Consider the following 24,954-nt stretch of genomic DNA (forward strand, 5'->3'; position numbering starts at 1 on the left):
ACCATCTATCCGCCCGCGGTCCGAACGCCGCGCCGTGAGTTCACTCGACGCGGACATCGACGCCTTCGCGCGTCGCATCGAACGGGAGATTCGACGGAACGAGACGCGACTGGCGGCCCTCCCGGAGTTCGACGACGAGTGGCGGCGCGACGCGGCGGCGTCGATGCCGGACGCGGACGACCTGTTCTTCTGAGCCGAAGACGCGAGGCGACGCTCTCCGTCCCCGATGTTCCCCCGACCCGGAATCGGGCCACCGGGGAGACGACAAATAAAGAGTTTTCCGCGCGCCCGCGAGAGTCCAAACCAATGAGCACGACCCACGAGTACGACGTCGCCGTCGTCGGCGCGGGCACGGCCGGGTGCTACGCCGCCGCGACCATCGCTCGCGAGGGCCTCGACGTCGTCGTCGTCGAACGGAAGACCGCCGAGGAGGCGGGCCACATCGCCTGCGGCGACGCGCTGAAGGGCGCCGACGCGTTCCCCGACGCCATCCCGAAAGAACAGATTCAGCCCGCGTTCACGAACACGGACGTCGACCACGGGCGCTTCGAGATTCCGCAGGAGGACTCCGTCCTCGAAATCCCGGTGCCGGGCGAACTCGCGGTCATCGACCGCTGGGAGTACGGCCGCCGCCTCATCGACGGCGCGGAGAACGCCGGCGCGGAGTTCCACTACGACACCGTGGTGCAGGACGTGACGCAGGACGACGACGGGCGGGTGACGGGCGTCCGCGCCAAGCGCAAGGGCGACGTCGTCGAGTACGAGGCCGACGTGACCGTCGACGGGGCGGGCGCGCTCTCCCTCCTCCAAGACAAGGCGGACTTCTCAGAGGCGACGTTCGACACGAACGTCTCCTACTCGCAGTTCTGCTCGGCCTACCGCGAGGTCGTCGAGGTGGACGAACCCGTCGAGTGGTCCGACGCCCTCGTGTTCAAACCCGCCGAGGTCGCCGCGGGCTACATCTGGTACTTCCCGCGGACGGAGACGACCATCAACGCCGGCCTCGGCTTCCAGATGACCGAGGAGCCGATGAAACTCGTCGACGACCTGAAGAAGGACCTCCGGGCGCGACCCGAGTTCAAGAACGCGACGGTGACGGACAAACTCGGCGCGGCCCTGCCGACGCGCCGCCCCTACGACTCCGCCGTCGCCGACGGCTTCGTCGCGGTCGGCGACTCGGCGGGGCACGTCAACCCCACCACCGGCGGCGGCATCGCCGGCGCCGCCTACGCCGGCAAGTACGCGGGCGAGCAGGCCGTCCGCGCCATCGGCGAGGGCGACGTGAGCGAGGCGGCACTCTGGCACTACAACGAGCGCGTGATGGACCACTTCGGCGCCCGCTACGCCGGCCTCGACGTGTACAACATCCTCTCGACGGCCATCGACGTGAACGGTCTCACGGGGCTTCTGGCCCGCCTGCCCGGCGAGAAACTCGCCGAGGCGCTCTACTCCGGGACCACCTCGTTCGGCCCCCGCCTCATCGCGCAGACCGCAAAGGAGTCCTACGGCTTCTGGGAGGAGATCTATCAGTTCTACCAGACGAAGAACGTCGCGGACGACCTGATGAGCCACTACGGCCGCTACCCGCGCCGACCGGGAGCGCTCGACGGCTGGCAGACCGAACGCGACCGTCTGATGGAGGAGGCGTACGCGGTCACCGGTGCCGACCCGAAGTACTGAGTCTCGGGTAGTCGGCGGTCGGACTTCTCGCGCCCGATTCGACCGGAGCGACGGCTCCGGCGAACGGGTACGATAGGGAAAAATCGAAACGCGAACGCGAAAAATCGAGCGGGGCGGAACCTCAGAGTCCGTCGTCGGTCGCGGTCTCGGTACCGCTCTCGGTCGTCTCGGCGGTCTCCTCGCTCGCCGTCTCCGTTTCAGTCTCCGCTTCGGTGGCTTCTTCGTTCGCCGTTTCCGTTTCGGTCTCCGCTTCGGTGGCTTCTTCGCTCGCCGTCTCCGTTTCAGTCTCCGCTTCGGTGGTTTCCTCGCTCGCCGTCTCCGTTTCGGTCTCCGTCTCGGTGGTCTCGTCGCTCTCCGTCGCGGTCTCCGATTCGGTGGCCGCGTCGTCCGTCGTCTCGGCCTCCGACTCGGCGGTCTCGTCGCTCGTCACCTCGTCGGACGTGTCGGCTCCGTCCCCGGCGCTGTCTTCCTCGTCGTCGTCGGTGTAGCCCGGAGCGGTCGCGTCTCCGTCGTCGTCTCCGGCGTTGACGTCCCGGTCGTCGTCGGTGTAACCCGGGGCGGTCGCGTCGCCGTCGCCGCTGTCGTCGTCGTCCGCACCGTCGGTGTAGTCCGGTTCGTAGTCGTCTTCGTCATCGGCTTCGGCCTCGTCCTCGCTCGTCTCCTCCTCCTCGGACTCGATGAGGAGGGCGACGGTGGTCGAGTCCTCGAACGTGGCCTCGACAGTGCCGTTCTCGGACTGCACGACGGAGTCCTCGACTGCGATCCACTCGCCGTCCTCGAACTCGTACAGCGAGAGGAGCGATTCGTTCTCCTCGTCGACGTCCGCGTCGGCGTACGAGATGCCGAGCGTCAGCGACGTCTCGTCCCCGACCGATTCGACCTCGACGGCCGAACCGACGAGCGTCAGGTCATCCGGGACCTCGGGCGTCTCGTCGGCCGCGCGGATGGCGACGTCCTCTCCGGTGTAGGTGACGGTCGTCCCGTTCACGGAGACGTTCTCGCCGCCGCTCTCGGTCGCACCCGAGGCGAGGTACGCGGCCCAGTCGTCGCCGCTCGCCGTCGAGTTCTCGACCTGGTTGTCGGTGCCGCCGAGGTAGACGAACGCGCCGCTCGCATTAGTCGCGTTCTCCTCGTCGTCAGTCGCGTCGTCGTCAGCCTCGGTCTCCGTGGCGACGGCCGTTTCCGTCTCCGTTTCGGCGGGTTCGGTCGACGTCTCGGTCTCGGCTTCGGTTTCCGTTTCGGCTTCCGTCTCCGTCTCTTCCGCGGCTTCCGTTTCGGTCTCAGCCTCCGTGACGGTACCGCCCTCACCCTCGGTCGTCTGGTTGTCGACCTGTGCCTGGAGGGCGGCCTCGGTCTCCGTGGCGGTTGCGTTCTCGGTCTCGGTCCCTTCCTCAGTTTCGGTCTCGGCCTCGGTGACAGTCTCCGCTTCCGTCACCGTCTCTTCTCCGGTCTCTTCCTCAGTTTCGGTCTCAGTCGCCTCTTCAGTGACCGCTTCCGTCTCGGTCTCGACTTCAGTTTCCGTCTGGTCGGTTTCGTCGTCCGCTTCCTCGAAGTCGGCGCCCGTGTCGTTCACGGTCGCGTTCCGGACAGCGTTACCCTCGCCGCCGGCGAACACGACGCCGGCCACGCCGTTGCCGTCGGCGGTCAGGTTCTCGACCGTGGAGTCGGTGCTCTCGAACAGTTCGACACCGAGGCCCGAGTTCTCGCTCGCGTTCACGTCCGTCAGCGACGCGCCGTCCGCGCCGACGAGGACGATGCCCGCGTAGTGGTTCGTCACGGTGACGTTGCTGATGGAGACGTTCTCGACCGTCCCGCTCTCCGCCATCACGACGATGCCGACGGTCTCCGTGGTTCCGTCGGTCTCGCCGCCGACCGTGACGGGCGGGACGACGCCGTCACCGACCGTCGAGTCGTATTCGACCGTCTCCTCCTCGGTTTCCGTTTCGGTCGCGTCCTCAGTTTCCGTCTCGGTGGCGTCGGCTTCAGTTTCGGTGGCGTCGGCTTCAGTTTCGGTGGCGTCGGCTTCAGTTTCGGTGGCGTCGGCTTCGGTCTCGGTGACGTCAGCTTCGGTCTCCGTCTCGGCCGTCGCAGTCTCTTCGGTCGTCGCCGCCTCGGTCGCGGTTTCGTTCTCCGCGTCCGTCTCCGTCTCCGCTTCCGTCGCCGTCTCTTCCTCGGTCTCCGTTTCGGTCTCAGCCTCGGTGACGGTACCGCCCTCGCCCTCGGTCGTCTGGTTGTCGACCTGCGCCTGAAGGGCGGCCTCGGTCTCCGTTTCCGTCTCCGTCGCGTTCTCGGCTTCCGTCCCGGCCTCAGTCTCCGTGGCAGCCTCGGTGACCGTTTCCGTCGCGTTCTCGGTCTCGGTTTCGGCCTCGGTAGCGGCCTCCGTTCCCGCCTCAGTCTCGGTTTCGGTGGCGGCCTCGGTTTCCGCCTCCGTTCCGGCCTCAGTTTCGGTGGCGGCCTCGGTCTCAGCCTCGGTTTCGGTCTCCGTGGCGCTCTCCGTCTCCGTCGCCGTCTCGCTCGGCGCCTCTTCCCCGGCGAGCGTCACGCCGTCGCCGTCTATCTGCACGCCGTCGCTCGCGACGACGATACAGGCGTCCACCGCCGACCCGTTGGCGGTCAGCGACGTCTCCTGGTCGGCCGAATCGTCCGCGAGTCCCTCGCCGAGCACGTAGGTCCCCGGTTCGGTTATCGTCGTGCACTCTTCTATCGTCGTCGGCGCCTCCTGAGCGACGGCGTCGCTCGAGAAGGCCCCGAGCAGGGCGGCCGGCGCGACCGTCACGACTAACAACGCCGCGGCGACCGCACAGACCTGTCTCGTTGTAGGCATACGGTGTGAGTGAAACGTCCATCCGTGTTAAATCATATAAGCGAATTTACAAATTTTCTCGACGGGCGGATTTTCGACGCATCCGGTCCGATCTAACCGTACTGTCGATGCCTTGCGATTTTACCCGGCGAAGGACGGTTCCGTTCGCGGAGAAATCAGCGCCGACGACCGGTCGGAACGATTGTCAGATATCGTAACTATACGCCCGGCGCGGGTCGGGTGTCCCGCGGACTTGCGTCCCGCCTACGGCCGCGACGACGCGACGTCGAGAATCGCCCCCGCGAGCACCTCGACGCCGAGTTCGATGGACTCCTCGTCCACGTCGAACGTCCGGGTGTGGTGGCCGCCGGGGTGGTCGGTGCCGACGCCGACGTACGCCGCGAGGCCGCCGTTGTCCTGCACCTCCTGCATGAGGTACGTCGCGTCCTCGCTCCCGCCGAGCACGTCGTTCTCGAGGACCGACTCGACGCCGTCGTTCGCCCGCGCGACGGCGGCGACGATGGAGGCGAGAGCCCCGTCGCTCGTCGCGGAGGGCGCTTTTCCTTCCGTCGAGATATCCACCTCACAGCCGTGCATCTCGGCGGCCGACCGGACGACCCGCCGCCCCTTCTCCTCCATGTACTGCATCAGTTCGGTGGTCTCCCCGCGCACCTCGCCGCCGATGGACGCCTCCTCGGGGATGATGTTCGAGGCGGTGCCGCCCTCGACGACGCCGGCGTTCACGCGCGTCGCGCCGTCGGCGTGCCGGGGGATGCCGTAGAGGTTCTGCACCGCCGTCGCCATCGCCTGCACGGCGTTGTCGCCCTCCTCGGGTCTCGCGCCGGCGTGCGCCGGCGTTCCCGTGAAGCGCGCCTCGAAGTGCGAGACGGCGAGGAAGCCGTCGATGCCGGCGACGATTTCGCCGGTCGGGTGGTCGAGGCCGACGTGGACGGCGAGGAGGTAGTCCACGTCGTCGAGGTGGCCCGACTTCGCCATCGCCTTCCCGCCGGCTATCTGCTCCTCGCCGGGTTGGAAGAACACCTTCAGGGTCCCCTCGAAGTCGCTCTCCGCGACGGCGTCGAGGACGCCGACGCCGATGGTCGCGTGGGCGTCGTGCCCGCAGGCGTGCATGTACCCCTCGTTCTCCGAGCGGAACCCGCCGGAGAAGGGGACGTGGTCGTCGCCGTCGGACTCGGTGATGGGGAGGCCGTCGATGTCGACGCGGAGGCCTACCGTCGGTCCCTCGCCCTTCTCCAGCACCGCCACGGCGCCGGTGTAGCCGCCTTCGAGGCGGTCGAGGATGTCCTCGCGGGCGCCGGCCTCGCGGGCGCGGTCGAACCACGCCTCCAGTTCCGCCTCGTCGGGGACGGCCATCCGGTCTTCCTCGGAGAGCACCTCGGGGCCGACGTAGAGGGCGTCCAGGTCGCGCGTCTCCAGTTCGTCGACGAGTCGGGCGGTGGTGTAGAACTCGCGCCAGGCGGGTTCGGGGTGGCGGTGCAGGTCGCGTCGGAGTTCGACGAGGTCGGCGGACGTCATACCCGGGGGTCGGCGTGTGCCGTGATAAATCTCGGCACCGCCGGGGGGTTTACCGGGAGTCGCGGTGTCGAAACGGGTCGGGGGCGTTCGCTCACGGTTCGGAGAACGTCTCGGAGGGCGTCCCAGGCGGTGTCTACTCCGACCAGAGCGGTTCGTTTATGATGGCGGATACCGACCGTGCGAGCGAATGACTGAACTGACCGAGGACGGCGGCGAGTTGCGGTTCCGCGGGGGCCGCCTCGCCAGCGCCGTTCCCATCGCGTTCTTCATCGTCTGGGCCGTCGTCCAGAGCGGAGTGCTCGGCGTCGGCGACACGACCGGACTCGTCGTCGGGATGCTCCTCGGCCTCATCGTCGGCATGTTCCTCGTGAAGGGGCCGTGGAAGGACTACGCCGACGCCATCTTCGACGGGATGACAGAACGCGTCGCCGCGACGGCCATCGTCGCGTGGTTGTGGGCCGGTATGTTCGCCGAGACCATCCAGGTCGGCGGGTTCGTCGACGGCCTCGTCTGGGCCGCCGACGCCGTCAGCGTCGGCCCGTCGCTGTTCCCGGCGCTCACCTTCCTGCTCGCCGCCCTCCTCGCGACGGGCATCGGCACCGGCTACGGCACCGCTATCGCGTTCACCGCCTTGGTCTTCCCCGCGGGCGTCGCCCTCGGGGCCGACCCGGTGCTCCTGTTCGGCGCCATCCTCTCGGGGGCCGTCTTCGGCGACAACCTCGCGCCCGTCAGCGACACCACCATCGTCTCGGCGGTCACGCAGGACGCCGACATCGGCGGCGTCGTCGCCTCGCGGCTGAAATACGCCCTCATCGCGGCCGCACTCGCGTTCGTCGCCTACCTCGTCGCGGGCGCCGCGATGACCGGACAACCGGTCGACGCGGGCGCGGTCGGCGACGGCGCCTCGGCGCTCGGACTCGTCCACCTCGTCTCCATCGCCGTCGTCATCGCCACCGCCGTCGCCGGCCGACACATCATCGAGGCCGTCTCGTGGGGACTGCTCCTCTCGGCCGTCCTCAACGTCGTCCTCGGTCTCGCCCCGGTGTCGGCGATGCTGGCTTTCGAGGCGTCGCAGGAGTCGGGGCTCGTCCAGGCGGTCGACGCCCTGCCTATCCTCGGTGCGTTCGTCGTCCCCGTCGCACCCGGCGAGACGGCCGTCGCCGGGAGCCTGTACGCGGGCGCGCTGGGCTTCTTCCCGCTCATCGTCCTCGTTCTCCTCATCGTCGCGGGCGCGCAGGTGATGCAGCGCGGCGGTGCGTTCGACGCCATCCTGACCTTCCTGCTCGACAGCGTCGCCACCACCGTCCGCCGCGCGGAGACGACGATGGTGCTCGGCACCGCCCTCGTCAACGCCATGATAACCATCAACACCGCAGCCGAAATCGCCATCGCGCCGTACATCCGCACGCTCGGTCGGCGGTTCAACATCAACGGCTACCGCCGCGCGAACATCCTCGACGCCAACACCTCGGCGTTGGGGTACATCTTCCCGTGGGGCGGCGGCCTGCTGGCGGGGTACACCTCGATGCAGGGGCTCCCGCAGGAGTACGAGTGGTTCACGCAGGCGATGGTCGTCAACCCGGCCAGCGTCTGGCCGTACGTGTTCCACGGCTGGTTCCTCGTCGGCGTCTTCCTGTTCGCCGCGTGGACCGGCTACGGACTGGAGTACGTTCCCGACCGGGTGAGCGAGGAGGTGAAGCGCGTATGAGCTTCTGGAACAAACTGACGGCCGGCCTCCGCCTCCGCACGGCGACGCCGGCGTACGAACCCGGCGAGGAACTCACCGCGTACGTCACCGGCGCCGAGGGGTCGACGCTCCTCGTCCGCGTCGGCGACTCGGTGATCGAACTGCCCGACGGGGACCCGTCGCTGGTGGACGCGACGGTGCGCTTCGAGGTGGAGTCGTTCGACGCGGCGACGCACCGCGGCCGCGGGCGACTGCTCGATGTGGTCGAAGAGGCGGAGTAGGAAAGACCGGAGGAAGCCGTCGTCGCCGCCGCGTTACTTGTTGCGATGGCCGAGCGGTTTCTTCTGTTCGACCTCTATCTCGACGTGGAGGCTCTCGGGGAAGTCCATGTGACCCACCTCGCGGGCGATGTGGTCGTTGCCGTGTATCTCCAGTTTCCGCGAGTAGACGGTGTAGTCCCACGAGGAGAACTCGTCGCCCGGGGCGAGGTTCCGGTACTGCGGGACGGTGTGGTGCTCCGGCGGCGCGGCGTGCGGCCCCTTGCACTCGGCGCCCTTGCGTTCGAGCATCTCCTGCAGTTCCGACAGTTGGTCCTCCAGTTCGTAGCGGTTCCCGCTCTGGAAGGTGAGTTTGGTTACGAAGGTCATGGCTGGGTGCGCGTAGGACGTGGAAAGACGCCGAGGCGTAAAAACGCACCTACACGTCGTCTCCGTGCCGTTCACTCACGAACGCCGACCGGTTCGACCGCGCGCGAAGACGCCGCTACAGGCACCGATAGCCTCTTAAAACCCGACACGGTTACGTATAGTAATGCCAGTGCAAGCGGTGAGCGCTGGAGCCATCCTCTTCCGCGACACCCGCGGCCGAAGGGAGTACTTGCTCCTGAAGAGCCGACCGGGGGACTGGGAGTTCCCCAAAGGCGGGGTCGAAGGGAAAGAGGAACTCCAGCAGACTGCCATCCGTGAGGTCAAAGAGGAGGCGGGCATCGAAGAGTTCCGCCTCGTCGACGGCTTCCGCGAGGATTACGACTACGTGTTCGAGGCGAACGGCAAGACCATCCACAAGACGGTGCACCTGTTCATCGCCCGGTCGTTCGAGGCCAGCGCCGAACTGTCGACCGAGCACCGCGACCTTCAGTGGCGCGACTACGAACAGGCGCTCAACACCATCACGCAGGACGGGCCGCGCGACATCCTGAAGAAGGCCCACAAGTACCTCGACGACGTCGTCAGCGACGGCGACGGCGACGACGACGAGGAGGGCGAGCGCCAGTACCTCGCCTGAACGGGTCCCGCGCCGGCCGTCCGTCGCGTCGTCCGCATCCCCCCGAACGGGATGCCCGCCAGCGACCGCTTTACTCGCGGCCTCGGCGTCCGGACCCGAAATCCACTTGCTGACGCGGCGCCGACCGGCGGACGTGTACCCCGGAGACGCCGAGTTCGGGTTCGAGTTGCTCGTCTGTCGGTGGGCCGAGGAGGCGTGGCCGCCCGACGGTGGAGGGGAGGACGACTCCGCCGTCCTCGTCGCCCGGCAACTCGGCACCAAGCGGCGGCGCTGGGACACCGTCGTCGTCGAGTGCGACCCGGCCGGACTGGCCGCCCGCGCGCGCTTCGGCGACGGGGAACTCGACTCGGACCTCCTGCACGTCGTACTTCACGCCCCGGAGGAGTGGGCGTGGTACCGCGACGCCCTGCCGCACCCCGGCTACCCGTGGCGTTACGTCCGCGCCGCCGTCCACCGCGCGGCCGGGCGCGGCGTCGTCGAGAAGCGCCGGCGCGGCAACCGAATCGAGATTCGCCGCGTCGCGCCGTACCCCGACTGGGTGCGGCGCATCGTCGCGGTGGAGAACAAACCCGACCTCGACGCCTCGGCGGCGCGCGCCCTCTCGGACCAACTCTCCCGCGACGTCGACGACGCCCTCGCCGACGAGGTGTGGGTGGCGACGGGGGCCACCGGAAATCGGGTCGAACCCGCCCTCCTCGAAGACGTGCCCGTCGAAGTCGGCATCCTCGCGTTCTCGTTCGACGCCGACGCCCCCGGCGACGACTGGGCCGACGCCTCGGTCGAGTGGCACCCGAGCGACGTGACGCCGGCGGACGCGCAGACGGACGAGGAGCGACGGACGACCCGCCTCGAACTCGCCGAACGCGCCTACGGGTCCGGGTGGCGCTCCTACCACGACACGATGCGCCCCGACTGCCGGCACTTCGAACTCCGGCGGTTCGGCCGCGCCCTCGCGCCGCACTGCGCGGCGAAGGGCCGGTCGCAGACGGCCGCCGAGTGCGCCGGGTCCTGCCCCGAGTTCGAACCGGAACCCCCCGTCTGGCGCACCCGCGGGTGGCCCGTCGAGGGCGGGCCGGGCAAGGGAATCAAGCGCCTCCTCGACGACCGGCGCGCGCGTGTCAGGGCGCGCGAGGCCGCCGGGGAGGGAGAGTGAGAACTCAGTCGGTGACTTCCACGTCCACCTCGCCGCGTTCGACGGCGAGGCGGAACGTCGGAACCGTCCGGTAGACGACTTCGACGACGCCCTTCCGGCGGAGGCTCTGGAGGGCGCGGCGGACTTCGTCGACCTCCGGGTCGTCGTCCTCGCCGTACGCCTCGCGCACCTTGTTCAGCACGCTGACGACGCTCTCGGAGCGTTCGTCCGGGCCGGCCAGCACCTCGAACACGCGCGCTTCGAGGGCGGGAACGCGGATGACCGACGGCACTCCCTCCTCGGCGTCGCCGCCCTCGACGCCGGGTTCGACGTCCACCAGTTCCGCGGCCTCGGCCGTCGCGCGGATGAGGCTGTTGTCGTCGCGGTAGTAGTACTCCTTCAGTTCGCCCTCGAGGTACTGGTGCACCTCGCTGCCGGACTCCAACCCCCAGCGGTCTTGCAACTCCTTGTTCTTCGTCGGTTGGAGACGGACCACGTCCGCCAACCGCTCCTTCGCCTCATCAGAGAGGGTCATACCGGGGTGATTCTTCGGGGGCGTAATAGACCTGTTTCATGCCGGCCGTCGCGTTCGAGGACCGCACCCCCCGTTCGGGAGGCGACGCCCGCCGGGCGAACGTTTACCCTCCCGCCGCGCGTCGCCTCGCCCATGTCGTGGGACACCATCAGACTCGACTGGGACGGCGACGTGGCGACGCTCGTCGTCGACAGGCCCGACCGGATGAACGCCCTGAACGCCGACGCGTTGGACGCCATCGAGGAGGCCGTCGAGGAGGCGCGCGACGCGGAGGCGCGGTGTCTCGTCGTCACCGGCGAGGGCGAGGAGGCGTTCGTCGCCGGCGCCGACATCGGCCACATGAAGGACCTCGGAACGGTCGAAGCGCAGGCGTACGCCGAGCAGGGTCACCGCATCGCCGCCGCCGTCGAGTCGTTCCCGGCGCCGACCATCGCCGCGATAAACGGCTACGCCTTCGGCGGCGGGTGCGAACTCGCCCTCGCCTGCGACATGCGGGTCGCCTCCGAACGCGCCCTCCTCGGCCAGACGGAGATAGACCTCGGCATCATTCCCGGATGGGGCGGCACGCAGCGTCTCCCCGCCCTGGTCGGCGACGAGACGGCCCGGCGGATGATATTCTTCGGCGAACGCGTCGACGCGACGGACGCCTACCAGCGCGGACTCGTCGGCGAAGTCGTGGCACACGACGAACTCAGAGAACACGTCGCGGAGATGGCGGCCGAACTCGCCGAGAAACCGCGGTTCGCCCTCCGCGCCGCCAAGGAGGCGATGAACGCCGTCCACGAGGCGCCGCGCGCGACCGGTCTCGACCTGGAGGCGCGGGCGTGGAGCGGACTGTTCGGCACCCACGACCAGCGGGAGGGGATGGACGCCTTCCTCGACAAGCGCGACGCCGAGTTCGAGTGAGCGAACGGGCGGTCTGCGGTCTTTCGGACGCCGAGCGCCCGCCCGAGAAGGGTAGGGTTATTCGGCGCCGGGCGCGGCCGGTTCGGCGCCCGACGTCTCGTTGCGGACGTCGAGCCCCGACGCGTCGACGTCGAGGTCGTTGATGGACGATTCGAGCCGCGACAGCGACGCGGCGATTTCGGCGACGAGCCGCGACTGGTCCTCGTTCGCCTCTGCGGCCGCGTCGACCTCCGTGCGGACCCGCTTGGACCGCTCGGTCGCGGTGTCGACCATGCTCGCGACCTCTTCGGTCCGGACGGCCTGGTCGTCGGTCGCGCCGGCGATGTCCTCCATGCCGGTCGACGTGGCGCTCACGGCGTCGACGATGGCCTTCTGGTTGTCGACCATCTCGCGGACCGCGTCGGCGCTCCCGCGGACCTCGTCGGTGACAGACTCGATGCTCTGGACGGTCTCGCCGGCGTCCTCGCGGGTCTCTCGAATTATCTCTTCGATGCGCTCGGACTCGGTCTGCACCTCGTTGGCGAGCGATTTCACCTCGTTGGCGACGACGGCGAAGCCCTCGCCGGCCTCGCCCGCGCGGGCCGCCTCGATGTTCGCGTTCAGCGCGAGGATGTTCGTCTGGTCGGCGATGTCGTTGATGACTTCGACGATGTCGTCGATCTGAGCGACCTGCTCGGCGAGTTCGCGGGTCTGCTCGGCCGCCGCCTCGCCGCTGACGGCGACGTTCTCCATCCGCTCGACGGCGCGCTCGCCGGACTCGGTGCTCGCCGCGGCCAGTTCCTCGGCCTCCTCGGAGCGCTCGTTTATCTCGTCGGCGGAGGCGGCTATCTCCTCGACGGTCGCCGACAGCGAACCGACCTCTCCGGAGACCTCGTCCATGTTCTCGGCCTGTTCTTCGGCCAGCGCCGCCGCCTCGCGGACGGCGTCGCCGACGCGGTTCGAGGCGTCCGACGCCTCGCTCGCGGTCGCCTGTATCTCCTCCGAGACCTGGCTCTGCGCGCCCGTTATCGCCCTGTTCTGCTCGACCAGTTCCGTGACGTCCGAAGCCATCTCCAACCCGGCGACGACCTCTCCCTCGGGGTTCCGGAGGACGACGCCGGTCGAGCGGAACCAGCCGTCGCTGTCGCCCGTGGTGACGTGCCGGAACTCGTCCTCACAGCGCGACTCGCCCTCCCGGGCGACCGTCTGCGCGAACGTCTCGACCTCGGGCGGAATCGGGAACGCGTCGTAGACGTTCGCGCCGACGGCGTCCGCCCCCTCCAGTTGGAACGCCGCCTCCGCGGCGGGGTTGAGGTACGCGATGACGTCGTCGTCGTCGACGACGAACGCCGACTCGGGGTGGGACTCGACGACCTGTTCGAAGAGGCCGCGCCAGTAGTCGCGCTCGTAGCGGAGTCGCTCCGTCTCGTTCGCCGCGTCGGTCTCGGGCGTCAGTCCACCCGGGGGGCGCGCCGCGGCGGCGCCGTCCGACCCGCCGGCGGCGACGCCGCCGTCGGACCGCACCTCCGAGTCGTCCGAGTCGTTCCGTCCCGCTCGCAGTCGTCGTAACCATCCTTGCATGGGTACTGACCTCCCGTCGAGGATAATAAGTCTCCCACTCTGAATATCACATTTGAGATACTGAACCGGCAACCGGAGGAACGGTCCGCGGACGGAGGCTCGACACCCCCCGCAACGATAAGTACGCGGACGGCGATTGAGAACCATGAGCGAACAGATCAAACTGAGCCGAGTCGAACCCCGCCTCGACGACCTGTCGTACCCGGTGACCCGGGACGACGCGGCGATGGAACTGTCCGACGTCACGGTGCTCCTGGCCGACGGCGAGGAGAACCTCGGCGGCCTCGTCTCGGAGGTGGGGAGCGACTCCTTCGCCTCCTCGACGGACCTGTTCGAGGAACTGCAGAACGTGATGCCCATCGAGGCCGTCGGCGAACCCGGCCAGTCCGAGGGAGACGCCTGACCTCGCCGAGGGGACGAACTCTCCCGGACGGGTTCCCCGACGCTTAAGTACGAGAAGCGACTGCCTTCGGTAACATGGAGTTCTGCGACGAGTGCGGTTCGATGATGAAGACGGACGGCGGCGTCTGGGTCTGCGGGAACTGCGGCTTCGAGAAGGCGCGCGACTCGGCGAAGGAGAGTCACATGACCTCGACGGCCGCCCGCGAGGACAGCGAAGTCGTCGACATGTCCGACGTCGACGACGCCGAAATCGGACCCACGACGACGGTGAAGTGCCCCGAGTGCGGTCACGACAAGGCCCGCTACGAGATGAAGCAGATACGGTCGGCCGACGAGTCCGAGACTCGGTTCTTCACCTGCGTCGAGTGCGGCCACAAGTGGCGCGAGGACGACCACTGAGCGGTTCGGCGCGCGGTCTCCGCGCACTCGAGCGCACGGCGGCGTGAGGCGCCCGGTTTCGCCTCGCCTCGCTACGCCGTGTCCGCCCGGGGCGGCGAAGCGACTCCGTTTCGTTCGTTCGCCGGTTCGAATTAAGTCCCTCCCGCCCCTATCGCGGGTATGGCGACCACCGGGCAGTCACCGCCGACGGTTCGCGTCCCCGACGGGTGGGAGCGCACGGCTTCGACCGAGGAGACGATGTTCGACGCCAAACTGGTCACCGTCCGCGCGCACACCGTCGTCTTCGAGGACGCCCGCCTCGCGGAGGCGGTCCGCGACCGGACCGGCGCCGACGGGACGTGGCGCTTCTTCTTCGCCAGTCGCCTCCGCCTCCGCCCGAAGGCGGGCGGGTCGAAGGCGCTGACCGACCTGGTCACCGCCCGCGCCAACGACGGCTTCGTCGACCAACTGCGCGACCGGGGGTTCCGCGACGCCGAACGTACGGAGTCGCGTCGTTTCGCCGTCGGTCGAACGGAGGCGAACCTGACGCGGTACCGCGCCGCCGTCGACGTCGGCGGGGAACAGAAGACGACGGTGACCGCCGAGGCGTACCTCGCGGTGTGGCCCGCCGACGGCGAGTTCCTGGTCGCCGGCGGCGCCTACCCCGTGAGCGTCGACGGCGCGCGTTCGGCGGCGTTGGCGCCGTCACTGTCGCCGGCGGAACACAGAGACGAACTGTTCGAGTTGATCCGCTCGGTCGAGTGAGTCGCGTTTCGGGCGAGGTGAGGGGCGAGGAGGAAGGAAAGAGGGGCTACTCGTACCGCGCGAACACGAGGTAGCCGGTGTGGCCGACACCCGCCGTCGACGGCCGCGACCCCCGGTCCCCGAAGTCCATCTCCCGCTGGATGGTCTCCAGCGTCTCCACCTCGTTCAGTCCGGCCTCGCGGGCCGCCTCGACGGCGGCGCGACTGTTCTCGACGAACGGCGAGTAGACGGCGACGTAGCCGCCCGACCGGAGGAGTTCGGGGGCGCGGGCGACCACGTCCGCCGCGTCGCCCGTATCGAGCGTCAGGAGGTCGAACGGCCCCTCCTCGGTCAGCGAGTCGAGTTCCTCGGTCACGTCGCCGGCGCGGACGTCCACGTGCTCCTCGACGCCCGCGAGACGCATGTTCTCGCGCGCCACGTCGGCGAAGTCGGGGTCCAGTTCGTACGTCGTCACGTCGGCGCGCATCCGGCCGAGGTACGCCGAGAGGACGCCCGTTCCGGTCCCGGCGTCGAGGACGCGGTCGCCCGCGGCCGCGCCGGTGTGGCCGACGATGAGACCGATGTCTCGCGGCATCATCGGCGCGCCGGTGCGTTCGAGGTGGTTGAACAGGTCCGGGCCGCGGAGTCGGCGGACGACGAACGGTTCGCCGAGATGCGTCTCGACGGTGTCACCGGGTTCGGCGTCCTCGGGGACGGTGAGCACGCCGAGGTCAGTCTGGAGTTCGTCGCCGGGCGCCCGGAGGTACTCTCGGTCCTCGTGGACGAGCAGGTACACTTATTCGAGGCGCGAGATGGCGGCCGCGAGGTCGCCGTTCTCGGCTTCCAGCGCCTCCCGCGCGTCGCCCTTGGGGACGCCGGCGCGCTGGGCGACCAGTTCCACGTCGGACTCGGGAATCTCGGCCTCGCCGTCGTCGTCGGTCGGTTCGACCGCGAGGGCGTCGTCGTCGCCGCCGCTCTCGACGCTCGCCGCCCCCGCCGCGCCGCCGCTCCCGAGTTCCCGCGACTCGGGTTGACCGACGATCTGGTAGGTCTCCTGGCCCTGCGCGTCCATGCGCGTGACCTGGGCGTCCGAGAACACGAGTTCCTCGTCGGCCGTCCTGATGACGACCTCCTCGGCGTCGAGTTCGGTGACGTCGATGCCCATCTGTTTCATCATCTGCTTCATCTTCCGCGGGTTCATACCGCCTCCGCCAAACATACTCGCACGGACGGCCCCCGTCGTCAAAAAGGGTGGCGAACCGCCGGCGTAGTCGCGTCTACGACTGCGAACGCGGGAACGGAAGAGGGCGAAGCGGGGCGGGGTCCGGAAGCGTCGCGGACGGCGGGATGTTACTCGCCGGTGCGGACGCTCACCGTGAGACCGCTGCCGACGGGGAGCACCGTCGTCTCGAAGTCCGGCGCCGCCCGAACGGCGTCGAGGTAGGCCGCGATGCCCCGCGTCGCCGCGGAGGCGTCGTCCGGAACGCCCTCGCCCTCGGCGTACTCGACCAGCGTCTCGAAGTCCGCCGGCCCCTGTACCACGTTGTCGGCGACGACGACGCCGCCGACGGCGACTTTGTCGGCCACCTCGTGGAAGCCGTCGACGTAGCGCTCCTTCTCGTGGTCGACGAGGACGCAGTCGAACGGTCCCTCGTACTCCCCGACCAGTTCGAGAGCGTCGCCCACCTGGTAGTCGAACGCGGGCGCGTAATCCGCCTCCGAGAGCCAGTCGTACGCCATGTCGAGTTCCTCGCGGTCGTGTTCGGTCAGTACCACTTCCCCGGCGTTCATCCCGCGGGCCCACCACGTCGCAGAGTAGCCGAATCCCGACCCGAACTCGAAGACGCGTTCGGCGTCGGTGAGGCGGGCGAGGACGCGGAGCGTCCCCCCGGCCGCCGGGCCGACGTGGGGGAAGCCCTCCCGGTCGGCGTGGGCGGCCATCTCCGCCTGCACGTCGTCGTGTTCCGGCGCCAGTCCGTCGAGGTATCGGCCGATGAGTTCGTCCATACGTACGCTTCCGAATGCCGGCACCTCAGTCTACCCCCTACGTACCTTTGGGTCCCCCAATCCACGCCGTTAAGTCGCCGCCGACCGTCATCTTCGACCATGTTCGACCCCGACGAATTGGAGGAGATACGAGAGGCGAAGGACGAGTGGGAGGAGGAGACGCTCGCGCCGACGCTGGACCGCTTCGGGGAGCGCCGGGAGGAGTTTCGGACCGACACCGAGGGACAGGAGGTCAAACGGCTGTACACCCCCGACGACGTGGCCGGCCACGACTACCGCGAGGACGCCGGCTTCCCGGGCGAGGAGCCCTACACCCGCGGCGTCTACCCGACGATGCACCGCGGCCGCCTGTGGACGATGCGGCAGTACGCCGGGATGGGCACCGCCGCCGAGACGAACGAGCGCTTCGAGTACCTCATCGAGAACGGCTCCTCGGGGCTGTCGATGGCGTTCGACCTCCCGACGCAGAAGGGGTACGACTCCGACGCGGCGATGGCGGCGGGCGAAGTCGGCAAGGCCGGCGTCGCCATCGACACCCTGCGCGACATGGAAGTCGTCTTCGACGAAATCCCCCTGGACGAGGTATCGACGTCGATGACCATCAACGCGCCCGCGGCGGTGCTCCTCGCGATGTACATCGCCATCGGCGACCAGCAGGGCGTGCCGCGCGAGGAACTGCGCGGGACCATCCAGAACGACATCCTGAAGGAGTACATCGCGCGCAACCTCTACATCTACCCGCCGGAGTCGTCGATGCGGCTCATCACGGACATCTTCGAGTTCTGCGGCGCCGAGACGCCGAACTTCAACACCATCTCCATCTCCGGCTACCACATCCGCGAGGCGGGGTCGACCGCCGCACAGGAGATAGCGTTCACGCTCGGCGACGGCATCGAGTACGTCGAGGCGGCCCTCGACGCCGGCCTCGACGTCGACGAGTTCGCGCCCCAGTTGTCGTTCTTCTTCAACGCGCACAACAACATCTTCGAGGAGGTGGCGAAGTTCCGCGCCGCCCGGCGCATGTGGGGCAAGATAATGGAGGAGCGCTTCGGCGCGGAGAACCCGAAATCCAAGCAGCTGAAGTTCCACACGCAGACGGGCGGCTCCACCCTCACGGCCCAGCAGGTGGAGAACAACGTCGTCCGCGTCGGCTATCAGGCGCTCGCGGCCGTCCTCGGCGGGACGCAGAGCCTCCACACGAACGGGAAGGACGAGGCGCTGTCGCTCCCGACGGAGAAGTCCGTCCGGACGGCGCTGCGCACCCAGCAGATTCTCGCGCACGAGTCCGGCGCCGCGGATACCATCGACCCCCTCGCGGGCAGTTACTACGTCGAGTCGCTGACCGACGAATTAGAAGAGGAAGCGTTCGAGATTCTGGAGGACGTCGGCCGCCGCGGCGGGATGCTCGACGCCGTGAAGTCCCAGTGGGTCCAGCGGCAGATTCAGGACGTCGCGTACGAGCGTCAGCGCGAGATAGAGGAGGGAGAGCGAGTCATCGTCGGCGTCAACGAGTACCAGGTCGACGAGGAACCGGACCCCGACGTCGAGGAGATGGACGAGGAGGACGAGGAGCGACAGAAGGAGCGACTGGCCGAGGTGAAAGAAGAGCGCGACGAGGAGGCCGTCGAGGAGGCCCTCGCCGCCCTCCGCGACGCCGCCGCGGGCGACGCCAACCTCGTCCCGCCCATCGTCGACGCCGTGAAGACGTACGCGACGGTCGGCGAGATATCGAACACGCTCCGCGACGAGTTCGGCGAGTACCGCCCGTCGGCCTGACTCCTCCTCCTCTCTCCTCGTCTCCCCCGTGACACTCGTTCCCGCGCCTCAGAAACGTTGATTGTCCGACACTCGGTGGGTACTGGTATGTTCCTTCGCACCTGATCAGCGCCGTTCGACCCGTCCGTCCGCCCGGCCCTCGCGGGCCGACGGCGGGCGGTTCGCCCGGTCCGCCGACCGTCGCTTCCCGACGCGGCCGCGCCCCGATGGCACCGCCGCGTCGCCGTCCCGTGTTCGACCGAACTCCGTAGATACATCCATGTCACGCAAACGCTCAGACGACTCGGACCGCAGTTCGTCCCTCTCGCTCGTCGCGCCCAGCGTCTACCGCCGGTCGCCCCGCGACGCCCCGCCCCTGACCGTTCAGGCCGGGTTCGTCGGCCTCGTCGTCGCCGGCGTCGCCGTCCTCTCGTACCCCGTCGCGGCCGTCGCGGCGGCGGTCGGCGTCGCCGTCGTCGGACTGCTCGTCACGGCCGCGGGCCGCGCGGTGCGGCGCGCCGCCGCCCGCGAGGCGACGCTCCGCGTCCCTCTCGCCGGCGTCGAGGTGACCGTCGCCCGGTCGGGCGAGTAGTCCGCTCGGGGGCGACCCCACCGAACGTTCTTTTCATGCCGATAATAACTACGACCGATGGCCGGAACCCCGGACCCCGTCCTCGGGTCGGACGCGCTGACCGCCGCCGTCTCCCTCCTCGCGGCCGCGGCCGCCGTCGCCCTCGCCGCCCGGTCGCGGGAGGCGGCGAGTTCCCGCACCCGCGCTCTCGCCCTCGGGGGCGGCGTCGGCTACGCCGTCGTCGCCGTCGGTCTCTGGTTCGTCGTCCGCCTCGTCACGGGGCAGTTCGCGCAGTACTCGGCGTCGGCGACGCAGTGGGCCGGCGTCGTCCTCCTCTCGACGCCCGCTGTGGCGCTCCACGCCGGCCTCGCTCTCTACCTGCACGCGCGATGGGAGTACCTGTCGCCGTTGGTCGTCCTGTTCGCCGTGACCGCCCTCCTCGCGTGGTTGTTCCTCCGCGTCGGCGGCGAGACGGACTCGTTGGGACTGTACGCGATTCTGTTCGGTCCCGCCGTTCCCCTCGTCCTCCTCGTCCTCGCGGCGGCGGAGTACGGCGTCCGGGCCCTCGTCGGGTGAGGCGCCGACCTCCGGATTTATTCGCGTTCCCGCCGACCACACGCGCACGATGGATTTCGACCACCTCGGCGTCGCCACGGCGGACGCCACCGGCCTCGCGGCCCTGTTCACCGAACTGTTCGACGCCCCCGTCGCCCACGAGGAGGAGTTCGACGGGATGAGCGTCCTGTTCCTCGAACTTGGTGAGGGATACTTCGAGTTGCTCGAACCGCACGAGGGCGGCGCGGTGTCGAGGTATCTGGAGGACGACGGCCCCGGCATCCACCACGTCGCCCTGCGGACCGACGACATCGAGGGCGCACTGGAGACGGCGCGCGGCGCGGGCGTCGAGTGCATCGACGACGACCCTCGGCCGGGCGCGTGGGGGCACGACGTCGCCTTCCTGCACCCGAAGTCGACGGGCGGCGTGCTGGTGGAGTTCGTCGAGCACTGACGGCGACCGAATCGCCGCGGCACGGGTGGACGCGAGGACCCCGACCGGCATAGCTTTCGATCGAATGCCACAGATGAGGTTGTGGACAGAGACGAACTCTACCGGGTCACGACGCTGTTTCTGGTTTCGATGCTCGTCCTGAACGCGGACCTCTCGGCGACGGCGTTTCCGATGAGTCTCTTCACCGGACTCGCGACCGTCGTCGCACTCGCCGCGATGATTCTCGCGCCGTCGTACGTCCTCGCGGACGCGGTCGTGTCCCTGCAAGACCGCCTCGGTTCCTGACCGTCGGGCGGTCCGACCGCGTCGCGAAAGGTAGTTCACCGCGGACCGCGAGGTGGGAACGATGCGAGACTGGCTCTCTCACCGCGTTCGGGCGTCGCCCGACGGGACGGCGCTCGTCCGGGCCGCAACGGGCGAGTCGTGGACGTTCGCCGAGTTGGACGGGTTGGTCGAGGAGACGGCGGGGCGACTCGCCGCCCTCGGCGTCGAACCCGGCGACCACCTCGGGACGGTCCTCGGCCCGCGCGTGGAGTACGTCGCGCTGATTCACGCGGCGATGCGCCTCGGCGTGACGCTCGTGCCGATGGGGGACTCCCTCACCGTCCCGGAACTCCGCGGACAGGTCGTGACCGCCGACGTGACCGCCCTCGTCTGCGACGCCGAGACCGAAGCCGTCGCCGCCGACGTCGCGGACGCCGCCGCCGTCCCCCTCGTCAGCGTCGACGCGCCGGCGACGCAGGGGACCGTCCACCTCGCCGACGTGCTCCCCGACTCGGTGACGCCGGCGTCGTGGTCCTTCGACGACGTGCAACTCTTACTCTTCACCTCGGGGACGACGGGGGACCCGAAGGCGGTGAAACTGACGACGGGGAACCTCTTGGCCAGCGCCGTCGCCTCGGTGTTCCGCCTCGGGTTCGACCCCGAGGACCGCTGGCTGGTGACGCTCTCGCTCCACCACATGGGCGGCATCGCGCCCGTCCTGCGGATGCCGCTGTACGGGATGACCGTCGTCCTCCGCGAGGAGTTCGACGCGGGGGACGCCGCCGACGACGTGGACCGCTTCGACGTGACCGCCGTCTCTCTCGTCCCGACGATGCTCCGCCGGATGCTGGACAGTCGCGGGACGCTGGGGTCGTCGCTCCGGGCGGTCCTCCTCGGCGGCGCGCCCGCCCCGCGCGAACTCGTCGAGCGCTGTCGGGACTACTCCGTCCCGGTCTACCCCACCTACGGGATGACCGAGACGGCCTCGCAGATGGCGACGGCGACGCCCTCGGAGGCGTTCGAGCACGCCGGCACCGTCGGCCGACCCCTGTTCTGGACGGACGTGACCGTCGTCGGCGGGGACGGCGAGCGACTGCCGCCGGGCGAGACGGGCGAGTTCGTCGTGGACGGTCCGACCGTCTCGCCGGGGTATTACGGGGACCCGGAGGCGACGAGCGACGCGTTCGGCGAACGCGGCCTGCGGACCGGCGACGTGGGGTACGTCGACGACGGCGGCCGCCTGTACGTCCTCAACCGCGTCGACGACCGCATCATCACCGGCGGGGAGAACGTCGACCCCGGCGAGGTGGCCGACGTCCTCCGTTCGCACCCCGACGTGCGCGACGCCGCCGTCGTCGGCGTCCCGGACGAGGAGTGGGGCGAACGCGTCTCCGCGCTGGTCGTCCCCGAGGGAGACGAACTCGACCGGGACGCTCTCGTCGAGTTCGCCCGGGAACGACTGGCCGGGTTCAAACTCCCGCGCGTCGTCGCCGTCGCCGACGAACTCCCGCGGACCGTCTCGGGCACCGTGCGGCGCGGCGCGGTGCGCGAACTGCTCGCGGAGTGGGAGGACGGGAGCGACGGGGCGGACGGCGACGACGCCGCCGCGGACGACGCGGACGGAGACGGAGACGCCGAAACGGCCGACTCGGTTCGAACGGACGCCGACGACCCGTCCGGCTCGAACTCCGACGTCGACGCCGACCCCTGACCGTCCGAACGCGGAACAGCGAAACCAACTCGCCGTACCGCGCCGGCAGTTCACAAACGATAATGAGGGTCCGGCCCCTCTGTCCGCGGTATGCCTGGTGCAACGGCCCAGACGCTTCGACCGTTCCTGTGGCGCGCGCGGCGGATGTTCCCCGACCGAGAGGTCGTCTCGCGGACCCACGAGGGGATTCACCGCTACACGTACGCCGAGTACGCCGACCGCGTGGGGCAGTTGGCGAACGCCCTCGACGGGGCGGGCGTCGAACGCGGCGACCGGGTGGGGACGTTCTGTTGGAACCACCACCGCCACTACGAGACGTACTTCGCCGCGCCGTCGATGGGCGCGCAACTGCACACCATCAACCCCCTGCTGCCCGACCACCACGTGCAGTACATCGTGGAGAACGCCGCGGACCGAATCGTCCTCGTCGACCCCTCTCTCGTGGAGAAACTGGCCGGAGCCTACGACGAGGAGGCGTTCGCGTCCGTGGAGCGGTTCGTCGTGATGGGAAGCGAGGTTCCGGACACCTCCCTCGAGAACGTCGTCGACTACGAGTCCTTCCTCGAAGGCGAGGACGCGACGTACGACTGGCCGGACCTGCCGGGCGACCAACCGGCGGGGATGTGTTACACCTCCGGCACCACGGGGAAACCGAAGGGCGTCGAGTACACCCAAGAGATGCTGTGGTCGCACACGATGGCGACGCTGCCCGAGGCGGGTCTGGACCTCCGCTCCTCGGACGTGGTGATGCCCGTCGTGCCCATGTTCCACGTCAACGCCTGGGGGATGCCTTTCTCGACCACCGCGGCCGGCGCGAAGCACGTCTATCCGGGGCCGTCGCCGTCGCCCGCCGACCTCGCCTCCCTCATCGAGGAGGAGGGCGTGACGCTCACCGCGGGCGTGCCGACGGTGTGGCTCGGTCTCTTGGAGTATCTGGAGGAGAACGACGCGGACATGTCCTCGCTGGAGACCATCGTCATCGGCGGGTCGGCGGCGCCGAAGTCGGTCATCCGGCGCTTCGACGAGGAGTACGACGTGGACGTCCTGCACGCGTGGGGGATGACCGAGATGTCGCCCATCGGCACCGTCTCGCGCCTCAAACCCGGCATGGAGTCGCTTCCGGACGAGGAGCGCTACGACAAGCAGGCCAAACAGGGCCTCCTCATCCCGGGCCTGGAGATGCGCGTCGTCGGCGACGACGGCGAGGAACTCCCGTGGGACGGGGAGGCGTTCGGCGAACTCCACGTCCGCGGGCCGTGGGTGACGACGGAGTACTTCGAGCGTCCGGAGGCCAACGAGGAGGACTTCGAAGGAAACTGGCTCAAAACCGGAGACGTGGTGACCGTCGACGAGGAGGGCTACGTGCAGATAGTCGACCGGGCGAAGGACGTCATCAAGTCGGGCGGGGAGTGGATCTCCTCGGTCGAGTTGGAGAACGCCCTCATGGCCCACGACGACGTGGCGGAGGCGACGGTCGTCGGCGTCCCCCACCAGCGCTGGCAGGAGCGTCCTGTCGCGTTCGTCGTCCCCGCGGCGTCCGCGGACGAGGAGACGCTGAAGAGCGAACTGGTCGAGATGGTGAAATCGGAGTTCCCGAAGTGGTGGGCGCCCGACGAAGTGGTGTTCATCGAGGAGGTGCCGAAGACGGCCACCGGGAAGTTCGACAAGAAGGTGCTCCGAGAGGAGTACGACGACGAGTCGCTGGTCGAGGGGAAGACGCCCGAAGACGCCGCGCCCGACGCGGACGACTGAGCGGCGTCGGCGCTCTTGAAACGATAAACTCGTTTCAAGGTTTCCACAGTTCCGAGGATTATTTTACCTCACGATTCTTTCATCGGATATGGACCTGTTAGAGGAGAGCGTCGTCCCCGAACACGCCCGAGACGTGAAGCGGACGGCGCGCGAGTTCGCCGACGAGCACATCCGCCCGAACGCGGAGGAGTACTTCGAGAGCGGCGACTACCCGTGGGACATCTTGGAGGCCGGCATGGACGCCGGCATCGTCGCGCAGGACATCGGCGAGGAGTACGGCGGGAAGGGGTACGACCTCCAGCAGGTCCTCGCAATCAACGAGGAACTCTACCGGGCCGACGCGGGCATCGCGCTGACGATGATGCTCGCCTCGTTCGGCTGTGAGATGGTCGAGCACTACGGCACCGAAGAGCAGAAAGACGAGTACCTGCGCCCCGTCGCCGCGAACGACCAGATTTCGGGCCTCGCGGTGTCGGAACCGCAGACCGGGTCCGACATGGCCGGGATGACGACCAGCGCCGAGAAGACCGACGAGGGCTGGGTGCTCAACGGCGAGAAGTACTGGGTCGGCAACGCCGTCGAGGCCGACTGGCTGACCGTCTACGCGAAGACGGACGACAGCGACGACCGCTACTCGAACTACACGATGTTCATCGTGGAGACCGACCGGGAGGGCTACGAGGCCGAGCACATCCCCGAGAAGATGGGCATGCGCGCCTCCAAGCAGGGCCACATCGTCTTCGACGACTGCGTCGTCCCCGAGGAGAACGTCATCGGCACGGCCGGCGGCGGGTTCTACATGCTCGCGGAGTTCTTCAACCACGGCCGCGTCGTCGTCGGCGGTCACGGCATCGGCCTCGCCGCCCGCGCCATCGAGGAGACGTGGGAGTTCGTCCACGACCGCGAGGCGTTCGGCCGCAACATCTCTGACTTCCAGTCGACGCAGCACACCCTCGCCGACATGCGCATGGAGTTCGAGGCGGCCCGGTCGCTCAACTGGCGCGCCGCCGAGAAGGTGGCGAACGGCGACGACGCCGGCCTCTGGGCCGCGATGACGAAGACGAAGTCGACGGAGACGGCCGTCTTCTGCGCCGAACGGGGGATGCAGATGCACGGCGGCCGCTCGGTGCTCAACGAGTACCCCATCTCGCGCGTCTACCGCGACGTCCGCATTCCGGTCATCTACGAGGGCGCAAACGAGATTCAGCGCAACCTCATCTACCGGCAGTCGAAGTAAG

Annotated in this window: 26 protein-coding genes; 18 read left to right on the top strand and 8 right to left on the bottom strand. The window is 68.9% G+C overall.

What is annotated here, in order from left to right; translation table 11 throughout:
* The first annotated feature begins 34 nt into the window (after positions 1-34).
* Entirely contained in the window at positions 35-193 is a 159-nt protein-coding gene (locus NDI79_RS01800) for a hypothetical protein (RefSeq protein WP_310926739.1), read from the top strand.
* A gap of 113 nt (positions 194-306) precedes the next feature.
* Positions 307-1,680, top strand: coding sequence for a geranylgeranyl reductase family protein (locus NDI79_RS01805; RefSeq protein WP_310926740.1), 1,374 nt, complete (start codon positions 307-309; stop codon positions 1,678-1,680).
* Positions 1,681-1,801: 121 nt separating this feature from the next.
* Here the strand turns inward: NDI79_RS01805 and NDI79_RS01810 are convergent, their stop codons facing one another.
* Both NDI79_RS01810 and NDI79_RS01815 read right to left on the bottom strand, forming a co-directional pair.
* Positions 1,802-4,504 (bottom strand): right-handed parallel beta-helix repeat-containing protein, encoded by a 2,703-nt coding sequence (locus tag NDI79_RS01810; protein ID WP_310926741.1) that lies wholly within the window; start codon positions 4,502-4,504, stop codon positions 1,802-1,804.
* Positions 4,505-4,747: 243 nt separating this feature from the next.
* Positions 4,748-6,019 carry an amidohydrolase gene (locus NDI79_RS01815; protein ID WP_310926742.1) on the bottom strand — a complete coding sequence of 424 codons (1,272 nt, stop codon included), beginning with the start codon at positions 6,017-6,019 and terminating at the stop codon, positions 4,748-4,750.
* Positions 6,020-6,206: 187 nt separating this feature from the next.
* Between NDI79_RS01815 and NDI79_RS01820 the strand changes: the two genes are divergently transcribed.
* Positions 6,207-7,727, top strand: coding sequence for a Na+/H+ antiporter NhaC family protein (locus NDI79_RS01820; RefSeq protein WP_310926743.1), 1,521 nt, complete (start codon positions 6,207-6,209; stop codon positions 7,725-7,727).
* The gene (locus NDI79_RS01825) at positions 7,724-7,987 is read left to right on the top strand and encodes a DUF7513 family protein (protein WP_310926744.1); all 264 of its coding nucleotides are present in this window, start codon (positions 7,724-7,726) and stop codon (positions 7,985-7,987) included. The genes NDI79_RS01820 and NDI79_RS01825 overlap by 4 nt, the downstream gene beginning before the upstream one ends.
* Before the next feature lie 33 nt (positions 7,988-8,020).
* Here the strand turns inward: NDI79_RS01825 and NDI79_RS01830 are convergent, their stop codons facing one another.
* Positions 8,021-8,353 carry an uS10/mL48 family ribosomal protein gene (locus NDI79_RS01830; protein WP_310926745.1) on the bottom strand — a complete coding sequence of 111 codons (333 nt, stop codon included), beginning with the start codon at positions 8,351-8,353 and terminating at the stop codon, positions 8,021-8,023.
* 163 nt (positions 8,354-8,516) lie between these two features.
* Between NDI79_RS01830 and NDI79_RS01835 the strand changes: the two genes are divergently transcribed.
* The gene (locus NDI79_RS01835) at positions 8,517-8,990 is read left to right on the top strand and encodes a bis(5'-nucleosyl)-tetraphosphatase (RefSeq protein WP_310926746.1); all 474 of its coding nucleotides are present in this window, start codon (positions 8,517-8,519) and stop codon (positions 8,988-8,990) included.
* A gap of 133 nt (positions 8,991-9,123) precedes the next feature.
* Positions 9,124-10,143, top strand: coding sequence for a DUF5787 family protein (locus NDI79_RS01840; RefSeq protein ID WP_310926747.1), 1,020 nt, complete (start codon positions 9,124-9,126; stop codon positions 10,141-10,143).
* Positions 10,144-10,147: 4 nt separating this feature from the next.
* Here the strand turns inward: NDI79_RS01840 and NDI79_RS01845 are convergent, their stop codons facing one another.
* Complete coding sequence (locus tag NDI79_RS01845; RefSeq protein WP_310926748.1) at positions 10,148-10,657, bottom strand: DUF5797 family protein; 510 nt, start codon at positions 10,655-10,657, stop codon at positions 10,148-10,150.
* Positions 10,658-10,789: 132 nt separating this feature from the next.
* Here NDI79_RS01845 and NDI79_RS01850 point away from each other — a divergent pair, with 132 nt between their 5' ends.
* Complete coding sequence (locus NDI79_RS01850) at positions 10,790-11,563, top strand: enoyl-CoA hydratase/isomerase family protein (protein ID WP_310926749.1); 774 nt, start codon at positions 10,790-10,792, stop codon at positions 11,561-11,563.
* Positions 11,564-11,620: 57 nt separating this feature from the next.
* On the opposite strand, the gene NDI79_RS01855 is transcribed toward NDI79_RS01850, so the two are convergent.
* Positions 11,621-13,123, bottom strand: a complete 1,503-nt coding sequence (locus tag NDI79_RS01855) for a methyl-accepting chemotaxis protein (protein WP_310926750.1) — start codon at positions 13,121-13,123, stop codon at positions 11,621-11,623.
* A gap of 145 nt (positions 13,124-13,268) precedes the next feature.
* On the opposite strand from NDI79_RS01855, the gene NDI79_RS01860 reads away from it, so the two are divergent.
* From NDI79_RS01860 to NDI79_RS01870, 3 genes are all read left to right on the top strand, one after another.
* Positions 13,269-13,526: a DUF5789 family protein gene (locus NDI79_RS01860; RefSeq protein ID WP_310926751.1), complete on the top strand. Its 258-nt coding sequence runs from the start codon at positions 13,269-13,271 to the stop codon at positions 13,524-13,526.
* A 74-nt stretch (positions 13,527-13,600) separates the two neighbouring features.
* A complete protein-coding gene (locus tag NDI79_RS01865) occupies positions 13,601-13,924 on the top strand; it encodes a transcription factor S (RefSeq protein WP_310926752.1) in 324 nt (107 codons plus the stop codon).
* Between the two features lie 159 nt (positions 13,925-14,083).
* The gene (locus NDI79_RS01870) at positions 14,084-14,668 is read left to right on the top strand and encodes a DUF6517 family protein (protein ID WP_310926753.1); all 585 of its coding nucleotides are present in this window, start codon (positions 14,084-14,086) and stop codon (positions 14,666-14,668) included.
* A gap of 46 nt (positions 14,669-14,714) precedes the next feature.
* On the opposite strand, the gene NDI79_RS01875 is transcribed toward NDI79_RS01870, so the two are convergent.
* The 3 genes from NDI79_RS01875 to NDI79_RS01885 all read right to left on the bottom strand — a co-directional run bounded on the left by NDI79_RS01875 (position 14,715) and on the right by NDI79_RS01885 (position 16,654).
* Positions 14,715-15,443 carry a methyltransferase domain-containing protein gene (locus NDI79_RS01875; protein ID WP_310926754.1) on the bottom strand — a complete coding sequence of 243 codons (729 nt, stop codon included), beginning with the start codon at positions 15,441-15,443 and terminating at the stop codon, positions 14,715-14,717.
* Complete coding sequence (locus NDI79_RS01880; RefSeq protein ID WP_310926755.1) at positions 15,444-15,866, bottom strand: nascent polypeptide-associated complex protein; 423 nt, start codon at positions 15,864-15,866, stop codon at positions 15,444-15,446.
* 131 nt (positions 15,867-15,997) lie between these two features.
* Positions 15,998-16,654 (bottom strand): O-methyltransferase, encoded by a 657-nt coding sequence (locus NDI79_RS01885; protein WP_310926756.1) that lies wholly within the window; start codon positions 16,652-16,654, stop codon positions 15,998-16,000.
* Between the two features lie 99 nt (positions 16,655-16,753).
* Between NDI79_RS01885 and NDI79_RS01890 the strand changes: the two genes are divergently transcribed.
* The 8 genes from NDI79_RS01890 to NDI79_RS01925 all read left to right on the top strand — a co-directional run bounded on the left by NDI79_RS01890 (position 16,754) and on the right by NDI79_RS01925 (position 24,953).
* Positions 16,754-18,430 carry an acyl-CoA mutase large subunit family protein gene (locus NDI79_RS01890; RefSeq protein ID WP_310926757.1) on the top strand — a complete coding sequence of 559 codons (1,677 nt, stop codon included), beginning with the start codon at positions 16,754-16,756 and terminating at the stop codon, positions 18,428-18,430.
* A gap of 259 nt (positions 18,431-18,689) precedes the next feature.
* Positions 18,690-19,001: a hypothetical protein gene (locus NDI79_RS01895; protein WP_310926758.1), complete on the top strand. Its 312-nt coding sequence runs from the start codon at positions 18,690-18,692 to the stop codon at positions 18,999-19,001.
* A 57-nt stretch (positions 19,002-19,058) separates the two neighbouring features.
* The gene (locus NDI79_RS01900; protein WP_310926759.1) at positions 19,059-19,556 is read left to right on the top strand and encodes a hypothetical protein; all 498 of its coding nucleotides are present in this window, start codon (positions 19,059-19,061) and stop codon (positions 19,554-19,556) included.
* 49 nt (positions 19,557-19,605) lie between these two features.
* Complete coding sequence (gene mce, locus NDI79_RS01905) at positions 19,606-19,989, top strand: methylmalonyl-CoA epimerase (protein ID WP_310926760.1); 384 nt, start codon at positions 19,606-19,608, stop codon at positions 19,987-19,989.
* An 81-nt stretch (positions 19,990-20,070) separates the two neighbouring features.
* Entirely contained in the window at positions 20,071-20,274 is a 204-nt protein-coding gene (locus tag NDI79_RS01910) for a hypothetical protein (protein ID WP_310926761.1), read from the top strand.
* Positions 20,275-20,335: 61 nt separating this feature from the next.
* Positions 20,336-21,964, top strand: coding sequence for an o-succinylbenzoate--CoA ligase (gene menE / locus NDI79_RS01915; protein WP_310926762.1), 1,629 nt, complete (start codon positions 20,336-20,338; stop codon positions 21,962-21,964).
* A gap of 90 nt (positions 21,965-22,054) precedes the next feature.
* The gene (locus tag NDI79_RS01920; RefSeq protein ID WP_310926763.1) at positions 22,055-23,716 is read left to right on the top strand and encodes a long-chain fatty acid--CoA ligase; all 1,662 of its coding nucleotides are present in this window, start codon (positions 22,055-22,057) and stop codon (positions 23,714-23,716) included.
* An 88-nt stretch (positions 23,717-23,804) separates the two neighbouring features.
* Complete coding sequence (locus NDI79_RS01925; RefSeq protein WP_310926764.1) at positions 23,805-24,953, top strand: acyl-CoA dehydrogenase family protein; 1,149 nt, start codon at positions 23,805-23,807, stop codon at positions 24,951-24,953.
* Position 24,954: the final 1 nt, after the last annotated feature.

The organism is Halogeometricum sp. S3BR5-2 (assembly GCF_031624635.1).
GTDB classification, from domain to species: Archaea; Halobacteriota; Halobacteria; order Halobacteriales; family Haloferacaceae; genus Halogeometricum; species Halogeometricum luteum.

Coding starts and splice junctions, on each gene's coding strand:
- NDI79_RS01805 (WP_310926740.1), top strand. CDS start 307: ATGAGCACGACCCACGAGTACGACGTCGCCGTCGTCGGCGCGGGCACG.
- NDI79_RS01810 (WP_310926741.1), bottom strand. CDS start 4,504: ATGCCTACAACGAGACAGGTCTGTGCGGTCGCCGCGGCGTTGTTAGTC.
- NDI79_RS01815 (WP_310926742.1), bottom strand. CDS start 6,019: ATGACGTCCGCCGACCTCGTCGAACTCCGACGCGACCTGCACCGCCAC.
- NDI79_RS01820 (WP_310926743.1), top strand. CDS start 6,207: ATGACTGAACTGACCGAGGACGGCGGCGAGTTGCGGTTCCGCGGGGGC.
- NDI79_RS01825 (WP_310926744.1), top strand. CDS start 7,724: ATGAGCTTCTGGAACAAACTGACGGCCGGCCTCCGCCTCCGCACGGCG.
- NDI79_RS01830 (WP_310926745.1), bottom strand. CDS start 8,353: ATGACCTTCGTAACCAAACTCACCTTCCAGAGCGGGAACCGCTACGAA.
- NDI79_RS01835 (WP_310926746.1), top strand. CDS start 8,517: ATGCCAGTGCAAGCGGTGAGCGCTGGAGCCATCCTCTTCCGCGACACC.
- NDI79_RS01845 (WP_310926748.1), bottom strand. CDS start 10,657: ATGACCCTCTCTGATGAGGCGAAGGAGCGGTTGGCGGACGTGGTCCGT.
- NDI79_RS01850 (WP_310926749.1), top strand. CDS start 10,790: ATGTCGTGGGACACCATCAGACTCGACTGGGACGGCGACGTGGCGACG.
- NDI79_RS01855 (WP_310926750.1), bottom strand. CDS start 13,123: ATGCAAGGATGGTTACGACGACTGCGAGCGGGACGGAACGACTCGGAC.
- NDI79_RS01860 (WP_310926751.1), top strand. CDS start 13,269: ATGAGCGAACAGATCAAACTGAGCCGAGTCGAACCCCGCCTCGACGAC.
- NDI79_RS01865 (WP_310926752.1), top strand. CDS start 13,601: ATGGAGTTCTGCGACGAGTGCGGTTCGATGATGAAGACGGACGGCGGC.
- NDI79_RS01870 (WP_310926753.1), top strand. CDS start 14,084: ATGGCGACCACCGGGCAGTCACCGCCGACGGTTCGCGTCCCCGACGGG.
- NDI79_RS01880 (WP_310926755.1), bottom strand. CDS start 15,866: ATGTTTGGCGGAGGCGGTATGAACCCGCGGAAGATGAAGCAGATGATG.
- NDI79_RS01885 (WP_310926756.1), bottom strand. CDS start 16,654: ATGGACGAACTCATCGGCCGATACCTCGACGGACTGGCGCCGGAACAC.
- NDI79_RS01890 (WP_310926757.1), top strand. CDS start 16,754: ATGTTCGACCCCGACGAATTGGAGGAGATACGAGAGGCGAAGGACGAG.
- NDI79_RS01895 (WP_310926758.1), top strand. CDS start 18,690: ATGTCACGCAAACGCTCAGACGACTCGGACCGCAGTTCGTCCCTCTCG.
- NDI79_RS01900 (WP_310926759.1), top strand. CDS start 19,059: ATGGCCGGAACCCCGGACCCCGTCCTCGGGTCGGACGCGCTGACCGCC.
- mce (WP_310926760.1), top strand. CDS start 19,606: ATGGATTTCGACCACCTCGGCGTCGCCACGGCGGACGCCACCGGCCTC.
- menE (WP_310926762.1), top strand. CDS start 20,336: ATGCGAGACTGGCTCTCTCACCGCGTTCGGGCGTCGCCCGACGGGACG.
- NDI79_RS01920 (WP_310926763.1), top strand. CDS start 22,055: ATGCCTGGTGCAACGGCCCAGACGCTTCGACCGTTCCTGTGGCGCGCG.
- NDI79_RS01925 (WP_310926764.1), top strand. CDS start 23,805: ATGGACCTGTTAGAGGAGAGCGTCGTCCCCGAACACGCCCGAGACGTG.